Origin of the sequence: Campylobacter concisus, from assembly GCF_050447485.1 — a bacterium.
Taxonomy (GTDB): Bacteria; Campylobacterota; Campylobacteria; order Campylobacterales; family Campylobacteraceae; genus Campylobacter_A; species Campylobacter_A concisus_BQ.
Map to the genome: position 1 here is coordinate 387,546 of NZ_JALMFY010000001.1, position 13,678 is coordinate 401,223.

General features: G+C 37.3%; 13 protein-coding genes and 3 tRNA genes. 12 read left to right on the top strand and 4 right to left on the bottom strand.

Going from position 1 to position 13,678, the window contains the following annotated elements; translation table 11 throughout:
- Positions 1-24: 24 nt before the first annotated feature.
- Complete coding sequence (locus MTT29_RS01985; protein WP_103615305.1) at positions 25-1,563, bottom strand: inorganic phosphate transporter; 1,539 nt, start codon at positions 1,561-1,563, stop codon at positions 25-27.
- 130 nt (positions 1,564-1,693) lie between these two features.
- Between MTT29_RS01985 and MTT29_RS01990 the strand changes: the two genes are divergently transcribed.
- The 4 genes from MTT29_RS01990 to MTT29_RS02005 all read left to right on the top strand — a co-directional run bounded on the left by MTT29_RS01990 (position 1,694) and on the right by MTT29_RS02005 (position 3,428).
- Complete coding sequence (locus MTT29_RS01990) at positions 1,694-2,596, top strand: disulfide bond formation protein DsbA (RefSeq protein ID WP_429799616.1); 903 nt, start codon at positions 1,694-1,696, stop codon at positions 2,594-2,596.
- 30 nt (positions 2,597-2,626) lie between these two features.
- Complete coding sequence (locus MTT29_RS01995) at positions 2,627-3,058, top strand: GatB/YqeY domain-containing protein (protein ID WP_009293851.1); 432 nt, start codon at positions 2,627-2,629, stop codon at positions 3,056-3,058.
- 193 nt (positions 3,059-3,251) lie between these two features.
- Positions 3,252-3,326 (top strand) — tRNA-Gln (locus MTT29_RS02000).
- 27 nt (positions 3,327-3,353) lie between these two features.
- Positions 3,354-3,428 (top strand) — tRNA-Met (locus MTT29_RS02005).
- A 47-nt stretch (positions 3,429-3,475) separates the two neighbouring features.
- Here MTT29_RS02005 and MTT29_RS02010 read toward each other — a convergent pair.
- From MTT29_RS02010 to MTT29_RS02020, 3 genes are all read right to left on the bottom strand, one after another.
- A complete protein-coding gene (locus tag MTT29_RS02010; RefSeq protein WP_429800440.1) occupies positions 3,476-3,784 on the bottom strand; it encodes a tyrosine-type recombinase/integrase in 309 nt (102 codons plus the stop codon).
- A gap of 454 nt (positions 3,785-4,238) precedes the next feature.
- Positions 4,239-6,386 carry a DNA translocase FtsK 4TM domain-containing protein gene (locus tag MTT29_RS02015; RefSeq protein WP_429800441.1) on the bottom strand — a complete coding sequence of 716 codons (2,148 nt, stop codon included), beginning with the start codon at positions 6,384-6,386 and terminating at the stop codon, positions 4,239-4,241.
- 89 nt (positions 6,387-6,475) lie between these two features.
- Complete coding sequence (locus MTT29_RS02020) at positions 6,476-8,791, bottom strand: flagellin (RefSeq protein ID WP_429799617.1); 2,316 nt, start codon at positions 8,789-8,791, stop codon at positions 6,476-6,478.
- A gap of 141 nt (positions 8,792-8,932) precedes the next feature.
- On the opposite strand from MTT29_RS02020, the gene MTT29_RS02025 reads away from it, so the two are divergent.
- The 8 genes from MTT29_RS02025 to MTT29_RS02060 all read left to right on the top strand — a co-directional run bounded on the left by MTT29_RS02025 (position 8,933) and on the right by MTT29_RS02060 (position 13,677).
- A complete protein-coding gene (locus tag MTT29_RS02025; RefSeq protein WP_429799618.1) occupies positions 8,933-9,679 on the top strand; it encodes a YaaA family protein in 747 nt (248 codons plus the stop codon).
- A gap of 124 nt (positions 9,680-9,803) precedes the next feature.
- Positions 9,804-10,106: an HU family DNA-binding protein gene (locus MTT29_RS02030; RefSeq protein ID WP_012001719.1), complete on the top strand. Its 303-nt coding sequence runs from the start codon at positions 9,804-9,806 to the stop codon at positions 10,104-10,106.
- 71 nt (positions 10,107-10,177) lie between these two features.
- Positions 10,178-10,264, top strand: a tRNA-Leu gene (locus MTT29_RS02035).
- A 188-nt stretch (positions 10,265-10,452) separates the two neighbouring features.
- Complete coding sequence (locus MTT29_RS02040) at positions 10,453-10,860, top strand: Arm DNA-binding domain-containing protein (protein ID WP_258030368.1); 408 nt, start codon at positions 10,453-10,455, stop codon at positions 10,858-10,860.
- A gap of 37 nt (positions 10,861-10,897) precedes the next feature.
- Positions 10,898-10,978 (top strand): hypothetical protein, encoded by an 81-nt coding sequence (locus tag MTT29_RS02045; RefSeq protein WP_429800442.1) that lies wholly within the window; start codon positions 10,898-10,900, stop codon positions 10,976-10,978.
- 306 nt (positions 10,979-11,284) lie between these two features.
- On the top strand, positions 11,285-11,443 hold the full coding sequence (locus tag MTT29_RS02050) for a hypothetical protein (RefSeq protein WP_180999949.1): 159 nt from the start codon (positions 11,285-11,287) through the stop codon (positions 11,441-11,443).
- Positions 11,444-11,969: 526 nt separating this feature from the next.
- Positions 11,970-13,091, top strand: a complete 1,122-nt coding sequence (locus MTT29_RS02055; protein WP_103573816.1) for an AAA family ATPase — start codon at positions 11,970-11,972, stop codon at positions 13,089-13,091.
- Positions 13,084-13,677 (top strand): RloB domain-containing protein, encoded by a 594-nt coding sequence (locus MTT29_RS02060; protein ID WP_103573817.1) that lies wholly within the window; start codon positions 13,084-13,086, stop codon positions 13,675-13,677. The genes MTT29_RS02055 and MTT29_RS02060 overlap by 8 nt, the downstream gene beginning before the upstream one ends.
- Position 13,678 lies beyond the last annotated feature (1 nt).

Sequence of the window (13,678 nt, forward strand, 5' to 3'; positions counted from 1 at the left end):
TAAATTTACAAGCAAAGTGTTTTTCTAAACGCCTAGAAATTTAGCAAGGGCAAAATAAAATATAGCCGATGAGATAGCAGCTGCAGGAAGCGTGATGAGCCAAGCTAGGATGATAGGTCTTACCATTTTCCAGTTTGCATTTTTATTTACAATACCGATACCCAAAACTGCGCCTATTAGGATATGCGTCGAGCTAACCGGTATGCCAAGCTTTGTAGCTAGAAGTATGACGATACTTGAGGCAAGCTCCGCGCTAAAGCCAGTCGTAGGTAAAATTTCAGCTAGTTTTGAGCCAATAGTTGTGATCACCTCTTTACCTAAAAACCAGAGTCCAACAACAAGTGAGATGCCAAAGGTTACCATTGCGATGCTTGGGATCGGCGAGCTTTCGTTTATAGAACCAGTTTTTAGCACGTCAAGCACGGCTGCAAATGGTCCAACTGCGTTTGCGATGTCGTTTGCGCCATGTGAAAAAGCAAAAGATGAAGCGGTAAAAATTTGAAACCATGAGAAAATTCTATTGATGCTCTTTTCGCTATCGTTTTTGCTCATAACGTTTATGATAGCAAGGCTTGCAAGATACGCTAGTGCGCCGATGACGAAGATGATCCAAACTGTTTGAATGATACTAAAGGCTAAATTTATATGCTCAAGTCCTTTAAAAAGCATCATTGATGAGATGACCATCGCGGCAAATCCAGCGATGATAGGGATGTGCTTTTTCATAGCCTTAAAAGTATCTATCTCTTTTTCGCTATCTTTCATGATACGAATTTTTGAGCGGTATTCGCTGTATTCAGTAGTTTCGATCTCGTCCTCATCGATAACTGCGATCTTTGAAAGAGTGGCTATCTGCTCCTCAGCTGGCTTTGTTTTAAGCGCTTTTATGAAGCTTTCTTTATAGGCTTTTCTCTCAGCTTTTAGCGCTTTTAAATTTGTCTTTAGCTCGTGCGTTGGCTCGATTATTTTGCTCTTTACGTAGCCAAATATAATGTAAGACATCACGCCACCAAGCAGTGGTGAGATGACCCAGCTAACGGCGATCCTGCCAATCTCGCCCCAAGAGACCATATTAAGTGGTTCAGGATCTTTTATCATAAAACCCATTGCAAGTCCTGCGCCAACGATGCCGCCAACAATCGAGTGAGTTGTCGAGACTGGCAAACCCTTTTTAGACGCATAAAATAGCCAAAGACCAGAGCTTAGAAGGGCTGAGATCATGATGATGACAAATTTCATCGGGTTTATGTCGCTTGGAAATTTCACGATCTCGTTTCTAATGGTATTTGTAACCTCAGATCCTGCAAATATCGCGCCGCTAAGCTCAAAAATGGCTGCGATGACGAGAGCTTGTTTTAGTGTGAGTGTTTTTGCGCCGACGCTTGTGCCAAAGCTGTTTGCAACGTCATTTCCGCCGATATTAAACGCCATAAAAAGACCAAACATACCAGCGATTAAGAATAAAAAGTAGTTATTTGCCGGGATGTATTGATAGCCCCAAACGAAAAATCCAACGCTGCAAATCGCAAAAATAACTAACGCCAAGAAGTTATCTCGAAGCAATCAAGCCCCCTTGTAAGAGTTTTTAGCAAAATTATATCTTGAAAATTATTAAAGTTTTTAGAATTTTCTCACTTTAAATGATACTAAATTATCATATGTTAGAATTTGGCAAAAATATTAAGGATAAATTTTGGTTATAGCGATCGATCTTGGCTCAAACACCTTTCGCGTGGCGCTTATAAAAAAAGTGCAAAATGGCTTTAGTAACGAGCAAATTTATGAAAAGATAGTTGGAGCTGCAAGGGGCTTAAACGAAAGTGGCAAGATAGGCTTGGAGGCTAAAAATAGGCTTTTTGAAGCGATAGCGGAGGCTAAAAGCAAATTTGACTTTACTAAATTTAAATGTGTGGCAGTCGCAACTGAGGCCTTTAGAGTGGCATCAAATAGCGAAGAAATTTTTAGTGAGATAAGAGAGAAATTTGGCATAAATTTTCATATCATTGATGGGCAAGCTGAAGCAAAACTTACATTTTTAGGCGTGCAAAATGCCTTAAGAAAGCTTGGCATAAATGATAAATTTAGCCTGATTGACATCGGCGGTGCAAGCTCAGAGATAGGCGAAGAGGGAAAATTTATAAGCTTTAAATTTGGCATCATCACCTTTTACGAGAGGTTTAAAACGCTTGATCTGATGCAAGAAAATGCAAAAATTTATACAAAAGAGGCAAGTGAATTTCTAACAAGCCTTGACAATAGACTTATTGTTCTAACTTCTGGCGTGCCGACCACTATCGCAGCACTAAAGCTTGGGTTAAACTACGAGAGCTATGATCCAAAAAAAGTGAGTGGATATGAGCTTAAAAATGACGATCTTGCTTGGTTTGTAAATGAGCTTTTAAAGATGAATGACAAAAGCGCTGACGTGGCGGTTGGAAGAAGCAGAAAGTATCCGCTCATCGCTGGGACACTGCTCTTAAAAGAGCTACTAAACGAGCAAGAAGCGAAATTTATAGTTATCGACGATGGGCTCAGAGAGGGCGTTGGAGCAGCTTATCTGCAAGGCTTATTTCAAGAAATTATCACAAAATTTTAGTTATGATTTCAAAAATTTAAAGGAGAGAAAATGAGTATAAGAGAGCAAATTTTAGCTGACATAAAAGAGGCTATGAAGGCAAAAGATGAGTTTAAAAGGGACACTTTAAGAACGCTAAATGCAGCACTTAAACAAGTTGAAGTCGATCAAAGGATCGAGATGACCGACGAGGTCGTGCTTCCGCTACTTCAAAAAGAGATCAAAAAGAGGGCTGACTCGGTTGAGCTCTATCTAAAGGGAGCAAGAGAGGATTTAGCCAAAAAAGAGCAAAGCGAGATCGAGCTTATCAAAGCATATCTGCCAGCTCAGCTAAGTGATGATGAGCTAAAAGAGAAGATCAAAAGTATCATCGAAAAGGTTGGTAAAAATTTAGGTGCTGTAATGAAAATGGCAAAAGATGAGATCGGAGCGAGCGCTGAAGCAAAACGCATAAGTATGATCGCAAAAGAGCTTTTGGCTTAAAAACAGATAAACCCATGCAAATTTTCGCATGGGTTTTAAAAGCTATAGTTAAATTTTAAATGCTATAAAAGCATTTCATTTATTTTTAAATTTTTAAAAAGCTACTTTAAAAAATAAAATAAATTTACATATTTTTTTAAAAAACCTTGACAAATGGCATTAAAGTCTATATAATTACAACTCTTAAAAACATTGGGGTATCGCCAAGCGGTAAGGCAACTGGTTTTGGTCCAGTCATTCAGAGGTTCGAATCCTCTTACCCCATCCACACTTTAAAATCCCAAATAACTCTTATCGCGGAGTAGAGCAGTGGTAGCTCGTCGGGCTCATAACCCGAAGGTCGGCGGTTCAAATCCGTCCTCCGCAACCAAATACCGATTTCATCGGCACTCCGAGCCACTTTTTAAAACGCTTAAATTAAACTAAAATTGAGTTAAGCAAAATTTCGATAGTTTCTTGAGATTTTTTAACGTTTGCAGTTATATATTTTTGAGTTGTAATTATATTTGTATGCCCTAAAGTAAAAGATACTTGCTCGATAGGAATTTTAAGATAATTAATTGAGTAAGTGCCTATTAAATGCCTAATATCGTGTAATCTTATCTTTGGTAAATTATTTCTTTTAAGAAGTGAAGCCCAGCTTTTACGTAAATCTTTAAATTTATTATCTGTCATAGGATTGATAAAGACATAATCATTAAGGCGTTTTTGCTCTTTGGCAACTATATACCTTTTATAAAGCCTAGTATATAGAGCTCATCGCTCATCTTATAGATCATATCTCTTTTCGCCTTATTGATCTTAAAAGGGATAGTATAAGTCCTTGTTTTAAAATTTATATCACTAAATTTAAGGCTTAATACTTCATTTTTACGCCTGCCGTGAAGCAAGAAAAAGAATATATCAGATTATCATCAGTGTTTTCGCAAATAGCTTTTATAAAGCGTTTTTGAATAGCTATCGAATAATCAAAATACCTTTTATTGTCAATTTTTGGAAGCTCTATAAAATCGCAAGGATTTTTACTTATTAACTCAAGATTGATGCCTAGTTTAAAGATAACTTTGTGAGTTTTTTAAAATGCTTTTTATATATAAGAGTATTATAGAGGAATTGCTAAGCAACACGGTATTCAAATTTACTTATAAATTTGAATACCTTTTTAGTTGACAAGCCATTTTTAAACTAAAATTTCTCTTTGGCCTTTTGCATTTACAGGGCTTAAAACGCCCATTTTTTCCATTTGTTCGATTATATTTGCAGCTTTGTTGTAGCCTATTTTTAGGCGTCTTTGTAGGTAGCTGATCGATGTTTTTTGCTCGCTTAAGATGATCTCTTTTGCCTCTTCATAAAGCTCATCAAGCTCTTCTTCGCCTAGCGCACCGGCAGCCGAGCTAGCACTAGAGCCCTCCTCTGCTAGAAATTTCTCATCGTAGATCACATCTTGTTGCTCTTTTAAGAAATTTACGATTGTTTCTATCTCTTTTTCACTCGCAAATGGCGCATGCAGCCTGATCACTCCAGGGCTTCCAGGAGGTGTAAATAGCATGTCCCCACGTCCTAGTAAGCTCTCAGCTCCCATTTGATCAAGGATAACCTTACTATCGATCCTCTGCCCTACTCTATAGCTTATCCTGCTTGGTAAATTTGCCTTTATAAGGCCAGTCACGACGTCGACACTTGGGCGCTGGGTCGCTACTATCAAGTGTATGCCACTAGCCCTTGCCATCTGTGCTAGACGGCCTATGTAAAGCTCCACGTCCTTGCCGCTAGTCATCATAAGATCGGCTAGCTCATCGATGATCACGACGATGTATGGGAACTGCTCGCCGCCCTCACTCTTCATCTTTTCGTTGTAGCTTTCTATATTTTTTGTGCGAGTTTGGCTCATTATCTTATATCTTCGCTCCATCTCAGCGACCATGTTTGAAAGCGCTGTGATCGCCTTTTTAGCCTCTGTGATAACCGGTGTCAAAAGGTGTGGGATGTCGTTATATATGCTAAATTCAAGCATCTTTGGATCGATCATCATTAGGCGTAAAGTTTGTGGGCTATTTCTATAAAGCAAGCTTAAAAGCATCGCATTTATGCCCACACTCTTGCCTGATCCTGTTGTACCAGCGATTAGCAAATGTGGAAGCTTTTTAAGGTCGGTCACAAAAGGAGCGCCCACGATATCTTTGCCAAGAGCCATAGTTAGCGGACTACTCGCGTTTTTAAAGACTTCGCTATCTAAAATTTCTTTTAGATAGATCGTCTCTAAATTTTGATTTGGCACCTCGATACCAACGACGTCTTTGCCAGGGATCGGCGCTTGGATACGGATAGTTTGGGCCTTTAGCGCCATCGCTAGGTCATCTTGTAAAGTGAGAATTTTACTTACTTTGATGTGTGGGGCTGGGCGAAACTCAAATGTCGTGACGATAGGGCCAGTATAAGTTCGCACCACGTCGCCATCTATCTTAAATTTACGCAGTTTGTCGAGTAAATTTGAAATTTGCTGATCAATCTCAGCTTCATTTATATTGTGCGAGCGCTTTGGAGGGTCGTTTAGAAATTTAAGTGGCGGCAGGACAAAGTCTTTTGGCTTTTCGACCTTGCCGCGTTCTATCTGATCAAGAAGTTTTTTGTTTTCAGCCACTTCATTTAAAATTTCAACCCCGCTTATAGTTGCAGGTCTGCTCTCTTGTGCCGGCTCCATCTCTGGCTCTGGCCCACTCTCTAAATTTGGCTCATCATCATTTAGCACCTGAGCATCTATAAGCTCTTCTTCTTTTATCTCTTCGGCTTTTGGCTTTTTGCGCTCTATCTTTGGTATCTGCCTTGCCCTTACCTCTTTTACGCCTCTGCTTTTTTCTTCATAGCTATTTGGCTCTTTATCTACAAAAGCCTTTCTTAAAACGATGATAAAATTTTCTCTAAAAGCAAGCCCAAGAGAGATGATAAATATCATAAGTATAGCAACCGCAGTGCCAATAGCGCCGATGACTTCTTTTAGAGCTGAGACTATAAAGCCGCCTATCACGCCGCTATTTGCTCCAGAAGTGGTTAGCGCTTGAAACATCAAAAATGCGATAAAAAATAGAAAAATCCCAACCACAAACTGGGCAAAATCAAAGTCAAATTTCTTAAAATTTTTATATACAAAATATCCTAGAACGATAAGTAAAAATGGATAAACATAGGCTATAAGTCCAAAATATTTAATGTTAAAAACGCCAAGACTTTGTCCAAGTGAGCCTACAAAATCAGCAGTCGGAGCAGCCGTAGCGATACCAAAATATATAAAAAAACAAACAAAAATAGTAAATAATATATGTCTTAAAATTTTAGATCCTTTTGTTAAAAAGGCTTATTATAGCACGCTTGAGTTTAATTTTTAAAAAATCAGCAAGCTATGCCTGCTGATTTATCATTTTAGTTTAGGTAGTTTAGCAAGCTTAGTTGATTTATCTTAGCGCTTGCTTGAAGTGTCGCTTGATATGAGAGTGAAAGCTGTGTAAATTTAAGATATGACTCCGCATAGTCTGCGTCTATGACGTCATTTTTAACAGTTAGCACATTTACTTTCATGACCTCTGCACGCTGATTTGTCGCAGTTAGAAGCTTTGTTTGAGAGCCTATCTTTGTAAGCTCTTTATTTGCATGATCCACCAAGTGATCTAGCCTTTTTAAAGCGCCTTGCATGCCTGTATTTCGTGGGTCGTGATTGTTAGCGTCTGCTCTATAGTAGCCATTTCTAACGGCAAATATCATATCATCAAGGTCTTGAAAGACACTTGTGCTTGGCTCATCGATAGTTAAAGCATTATTTTCGTTAAAGCTAAATACTGAGCCCTTGCCTTGAGTGTGACCAGCAGCGCCAGCGGTGTTTATGCCGGTGCTATCTCCGTCAAATATATCTCCATTTTTCGCATCATACATGGTTAGCTCTATATTTGTGACAGATTTTGTCTTGTCAGTTAAAACCATCCTGCCTTTATCATCTAAATTTACCTCTACTGCGCCTTTAGTCTTTGACAAAGCGTCTTTATAGGCGTTATAGTTTTGATCTCTTCTTACCTTTTCGATATCTGTATCAAAGTTTGCATTTTCTGCGTGTGGAGGATTTGGGATATTATCGCTTGCAGCCATCGCTACGATATCCATTAGCTGACGATATGTAAAGTCGCTTGCATAGGTTCTGTAACTGCCAAATTCATCTGAGTTATAGACGGTCAAATTTCTAGTTGGAGATACCACGCCAGCAGCAGTTGTTGATGTTATTTGAAACTGCACTGGGGTATTTACGCCACCTGCTTCGCCCATTTTTACTTTGATGTCATACATTGTGCCAGTGATTGATTTTACTTGAAGACCTATCTCTTGATTATCTATGTTGTAAAGCTCCCTCTTTCTAGCATCGACATCTTTTGGGTATAAATTTCTATTGTAGCTCTCTTTTGTGCCAGAGACCTCGCTTAGCTTTGTCTGATCAGTTGCAAACTCGCCTGTTCTTCTAGCAACTTGAGGCAAATTTGCGATTAATTCATTGTCTTTTCGCTCAAATCTAACTTTGTCATAGTCAAATGCGTTTGTTAAATTTCCATCTTTATCAAGGTATTTGCTCTTTGTAAATTCAGTTATATGAACCGTTTTTGGCACAGCATTTGCCATATTTTCAAGGCTTTGTAGCGAATTTACCGTATCAAGTGTATTGTTTGGAGCTATCGCACCACGATTTGCCGCCACAGAAGTAGCTGCAACCATGTGAAAGTCTATCGTTTGATTACCTTTAGTAAGGTCTTTTATATTAAATTGTCCGTCGTTATTTATGCTCACATCGACAACTTTTGTCGTCTTTGTGTTGCCAAATTCCATACCGATCTTCTCCATCAAACCAGCCATTGACGTATCAGCACTCATCTTAAATTTACTTGTAAATGTCGTGCCATCTGGCTTTTTGCCTTGCATGAAAAAGTATGTGTCAGGGAAATTTACATTTGAAGTATCCAAAAAGTCGAAATCAGGCTCGATCGTGCCTTTATAAGAGCCATCGCTGCCCACAACTGAGTCGCTAGCGTAGTTTAGACCGATCATATTTTTTATCTTACTATTTTCGTCAAGATATTTTGGAGCATAGGAGATGTCGGTTCTAGTTTGATCGGCTAGCATCACGTTTGTTGTTAAAATTTTGTTGTAGTCGCCATCTTTTCCTAAAAATAGATCAAATCCCGGGATATTGTAAGGAAGCTCAACCTGCGCGCCAGCTGAAGTTTTCATATAGTCGCGGTTGCCTTGATATTTGCCTGAGCCATCTATCGGCTTAGTATCCACAGCACTTCCTGAGAATAAAAACTGCCCATTTATAGAGGTATTTGCGATATTTACAAGGTGGTTTTTGATGCCCTGAAGGTCGTTTGCCAAAGCTTCAAGAGAGGTTGTGCTATGCACGTCGCTAGCTGCTTGAACGACTTTTGTTTTAAAATTTTCAAGCTGTTTTTCAAATTCTTTCAGTGCATTGTCTGTGTTTTTTGCAAAATTTACTGACTTACCAGTAGCATCAGCCACTTGAGTGAGAGTGGTCGCTTCATAATCAAGCCTCATAGCATCGTTATAAACCGCGGCACCGTCGTATGGATCTTGGATTTTAAGTCCGTTTGAGAGCTGCTGGTAGCTTTTATTTACGCCAACCATATTTTTTTGATAGTCGTGCAAAGTCTGACTAAAACGTAGTTGATTTGTAATTCTCATAATTTTTCCCTAAATTTTTATTCACTCTAAGCAAGAATAATTCCGCTTTGTGATATATCGGTGAAAATTTGATTTTTTTTAGTGCAAAAAAGTTTTATTGTATAATCTGCCAAAATTTACATATATAAAATAGGAAAGAAAATGGCGTTAAAAATCCTCTTCTCACCAAGCGAAAGCAAAATTTCTCTAAACACAAGTGATAAATTTGATGGAAAAAATTTGATATTTCCCATGCTTTTTAGCAAAAGGGCTGAAATTTTAAACAGATATGATGAGTTTTTAAAAAGTGCAAATTTAGACGAGATAAAGAAGCTTTTTGGGCTAAAACAACTTGTTGATAGCAAAGAGCTAAGAGCTAGCCTCTTTGACCAAGGCGCGATAAAGGCCATCTTAAGATATGACGGAGTGGCATATAAGCACCTAAACTACCGCGGGCTAAGCGATGGGGCTCAAAAATATATAGATAATAATGTTTTAATATTTTCAAATTTATTTGGGCCAATTTTAGCAAAAGATGAGATAGTTGAGTACAAACTAAAGCAAGGCAAAAAGCTAGCTGGCTTTGATATTTCAAAATTTTATGAGCAAAATTTTAGCAAAGCGGTCGATCACTTTTTAGAAAATGATGAAATTTTAGATCTTAGGGCTAAATTTTATGAGAAATTTTATGTGATAAATAAAGAATTTACAACATTTTGTTTCTTGAAAAACAAAAAGATACTAAGCCATCATGCAAAAGCTTATAGAGGTGAGGTTTTGCGCCAGATCGCAAATGCTAAAGTGACAAGCAAAGATGAACTAATGGCTCTAAATTTTGAAAATTTAAAGCTTGTAGATATGAAAAAAATAGGGCTAAAAAACGAGCTTACGTTTGAAATTTGTGAGTGAAAGTTCAAATTTTGGTCTTTTTTACTAAAAAAATGCAAAAAAAGAGCTAAATTTAGGGAAAAAGTATTGTATTTTTTTTTAAAAGAGTGTAGAATTGCCGCATAACTTCTTAAAAGGATGGTTCATGAAAAAAGCTGAATTTATTCAAGCGGTTGCCGACAAGGCTGGTCTTTCAAAAAAAGATACTCTAAAAGTTGTTGATGCTACTTTGGAGACAATCCAAGCGGTTCTTGAAAAAGGCGATACAATTAGCTTTATAGGCTTTGGTACTTTCGGTACTGCTGACAGAGCTGCAAGGAAAGCTAGAGTTCCTGGAACTAAGAAAGTAATCGACGTTCCTGCTAGCAAAGCAGTCAAATTCAAAGTTGGCAAAAAACTTAAAGAAGCAGTTGCTGCTGGTGCTGCTAAAAAAGGTAAAAAGAAATAATTTTCTTTTTCGGGGAGCAACTCTCCCCTTTTTCTTTCTTCACACAATTTTAAAATTTCAATCTTAACTTAGCCCGAGTGGTGAAACTGGTAGACGCGTCAGACTCAAAATCTGATAAGGGCAACCTTGTGTCGGTTCGAGTCCGACCTCGGGCACCATAACACTAAATCTTAAGACTTCCCAAAACATCCAAAAGCGTAAAAATCTCCGATATAGATGGATTTTAAAGAAATTTTTTTCGTATATTTTAAAATACCAAAGGATATAAAAATATATTTGCAAATATTCATTTTTTACTAAATAATAACGGAGTAAAATAAAAAAGCACAAAAGTACTCCGTAAAAAATGCCAAAGATACCCACCCCGCCAACAGATAGAAAGATCAGGGCGCTAAAGCCGAAAGATAAGATTTATAAGAAATGCGACAGCAGAAGTTTATATATTTTTGTAGATCCTAGCGGTCGTAAATATTTTGCTCTCAAATACAAAAGCTCGGCCGATAATAAAATCAAAAGGCTAAATTTTAGCAATTTTCCCGAGTTTAGTTTGGCAATGGCGCGCGAGGAGAGGTTTAAGCTGGAGCAAAAGCTAAGAGACGGCATCGACGTCAAGCGCGAGAGCGAGATAAACGAGCAGGCAAATTTTAAAAAACTCGCGCAAAGATGGCTCGAAATAAAAGCCCCTAGCGTGGAGCCAAATACCCTGAACAGAGGTAAAAGGCTGCTTGTAAATATATGCCTATCCATTTTTTGAAAATAGATGCATTACGGACATCACCGTAACCGAAATCATAGAAATTTTAAAAAAGATAGAGGCCAAGGGCAGCCTTGAGATGACGAAGCGGCTCTATTTGCTTTTAAATCAAATTTGACAATCAGCCTACTATATTGCGCCACATAACGTGATCGCGAGCATTAACTACCGCTTCACGTTTAAAAAAGTAAAAGAGAAAAATTACGCGACGCTTACCAAAAACGCCGATATTAAGGCTCTTTGGCAAAGTATAGACAAATACAGCGGCGACGTTTGCACCGCATTCGCGCTCCTTAACCTCTCCGAACTCTTTTCAAGAGCTTAATAGTATTTTAAAGTTTTATTTTTTGCCCTTTTTGATATAATTGCCTAATTGATATTTGGATTATACTAAATTTTTCTAAGTATTAGAGAAAGGGATAAAATGGATGCTTTTGATGAGCGAATGCAAGAATTATATCATTATTACGGCGCTTCAAACGATAATCAGCCATCTAAAAAACTTGTGTTAAGCAGCAATTCGGCAATAGTAGTTTGGAGAAAAGATAGAAAAATACCTACAAAATACTTACTTAAAAATTAATATATAAAAACAGTAGTCATCAAAATTTGGACGATGCCGATCTCTGTTTTATCCACAAAACAATCTCCATTAAAGCAAGCGCGGGCGACGGTAACGAGTTAGAGTCCGTGAGGGGCTACCAAATGGGCGAGCTGATGCCGATTGCCAAGGCCTTCTTTGAAGTCCCACTGGGTAAAAAACCTAGGTAACATGGAGGTGGACGGCGAAAGCATGACGCCGATACTAAGGAGCGGAGATTGGGTCATTTTTCGCGCGAGGACGGCGCATTTACCGGAGACGGGCTTTACATGGTAAATTTTAGCAATCAGCTCATGGTAAAAATCCTGCAACTCACGCCATACGGCATGCTTAAAATCGTTTCGGTCAATCCGGATTTTAAAGCTACGAGGTCGATCTAAACGAAACCCAGGCGCATTTTAAAATCGTGGGTAAGGTAGTAAAGAGCATAGTTTAAATTTTATGACATAAACGCGAAAAGCGGTTATATTATGATATAATTTCATAAAATTATATATAGGGATTGAAAATGATAGCTAGTTTTGAAGTTTGCGGATATGCATCCATATCTCAAAACATTAAGATAGACTTCACTGCAAAACAAAATCAAAGACTAAAAAATACAAAATACGAAAGTAATTACTTTTCGGATACTAGATTAGCTAAAAGCGCGGTTTTATTCGGCAAGAACGCTACAGGCAAAACGAATATATTAAAAGCCTTAGAAAGCATACTTCGCATAATAGAAAACGGATTAAACATAGAAAAAGAATCTCAGTTTATAAATTCCGACATAGGTTATACCGAATACAAGATAACTATTACGGACAATAAAAAAGACAGTTACGTGTATGAGATTAAGTTTGATAAAGAGCGGATAATAATCGAAAATTTAACAAAAAACGAAGTTTTGATTTATCGATTCAATAAGGACAGTTTAACATTTCCGATAGCTACCGAATATGAAAAGATACTATCCGTCGTTTCACGAGATACCGTCTTAAACAAAATAAAAGACAACAACGTCAAAGAACTACGCGGTTTTCAGGGTGCAGTAAAGGTATATGGATATAATAAAAATATAAACACGTTCGATATTATGGCTAGTCAAGATAGAGTGATTCCTTTTGATCTATTTGATAAAGATTTTTTTACAGAACATAAAGATACCGTATTAAATATATTAGAGATTGTAGACGATAGCATTACTGATTTTGATTTTATAGATATAAAAGACGATAGATTTTCTTTGATTTTAAAAAGAGATCATAAAAGCTTTGCGTTTGAAAAAGAGAGCTCGGGCGTAAAAAAAATAATAGAGCTTATGGTGGGGCTGGTATATGCGATAGATAGCGCAGACTCCGTGCCAGAGTCGGTTATGATAATAGACGAGCTAGATAGCTCTATTAGCACCATCTCTCTAATTAGGCTATTAAACGGGGTAATTAACTCATCGTCAAATACTAAAGGACAATTTATATTAAGCTCTCATAATCCGCTAATCTTTGATACCGATATGCTTGCTCCGTCTCAAATTTACATAGTAGGCAAAGAAAATACCGCCACAACATTAAAAGCGTTAAGCGAATTTGAGCTAAGAAATGATAAGAAAAAAGCATACATGGACTATTTAAGAGGCGATTATGAATAAACGAAAGATAGTTATAAAATTCATCGTCGAAGGCCAAACGGAGGAGCATTATTTAAAACATTTTAGAAGCGAGCACTTAGGCGACGAGTTCGTTTTTAACATAACAAACGTTAAAAATGGAAACTATAAGAGTTTTATAAAAATAATAGAGCAATATAGGGGAACTCCTATTCCTATTTTTGTAGTAGCCGATTTAGACAGAGCCACCGGCGATAAAACAGAGTTAGGGCATTTAAAAAAGCTATGCACTAGCCTTAGCTATGTAAATAAATATAGCAATATATTTTTAACATATAAAAATTTTGAGACATTTTTATCGGCTCATTTTAAAAATAACGCTGATGTATGTAGTGTTTTAGGCGTCAATAGATGTAATATAAAAAATAATCAAAATATATACGAATCCATAAAAAACAAAGGCGGCTCATATGAAAATACGACCACAAATTTAAGCAAAAACAATATTTGCTACCACAAATCAAATTTTATATTTCCAAAAGAACTAGATACTGCTAAAATTGATGCTAAACAATCGTCTTTAATATGTTTAAAAGAATATTGCGAATTCATAAAAAAACATAGATAAT

What these genes read in the sequence shown, in the direction of transcription:
- MTT29_RS02025 (WP_429799618.1), top strand. Translation starts at nt 8,933, where the DNA reads ATGGCGTTAAAAATCCTCTTCTCACCAAGCGAAAGCAAAATTTCTCTA.
- MTT29_RS02040 (WP_258030368.1), top strand. Translation starts at nt 10,453, where the DNA reads ATGCCAAAGATACCCACCCCGCCAACAGATAGAAAGATCAGGGCGCTA.
- MTT29_RS02030 (WP_012001719.1), top strand. Translation starts at nt 9,804, where the DNA reads ATGAAAAAAGCTGAATTTATTCAAGCGGTTGCCGACAAGGCTGGTCTT.
- MTT29_RS01995 (WP_009293851.1), top strand. Translation starts at nt 2,627, where the DNA reads ATGAGTATAAGAGAGCAAATTTTAGCTGACATAAAAGAGGCTATGAAG.
- MTT29_RS02020 (WP_429799617.1), bottom strand. Translation starts at nt 8,791, where the DNA reads ATGAGAATTACAAATCAACTACGTTTTAGTCAGACTTTGCACGACTAT.
- MTT29_RS02050 (WP_180999949.1), top strand. Translation starts at nt 11,285, where the DNA reads ATGGATGCTTTTGATGAGCGAATGCAAGAATTATATCATTATTACGGC.
- MTT29_RS02060 (WP_103573817.1), top strand. Translation starts at nt 13,084, where the DNA reads ATGAATAAACGAAAGATAGTTATAAAATTCATCGTCGAAGGCCAAACG.
- MTT29_RS02055 (WP_103573816.1), top strand. Translation starts at nt 11,970, where the DNA reads ATGATAGCTAGTTTTGAAGTTTGCGGATATGCATCCATATCTCAAAAC.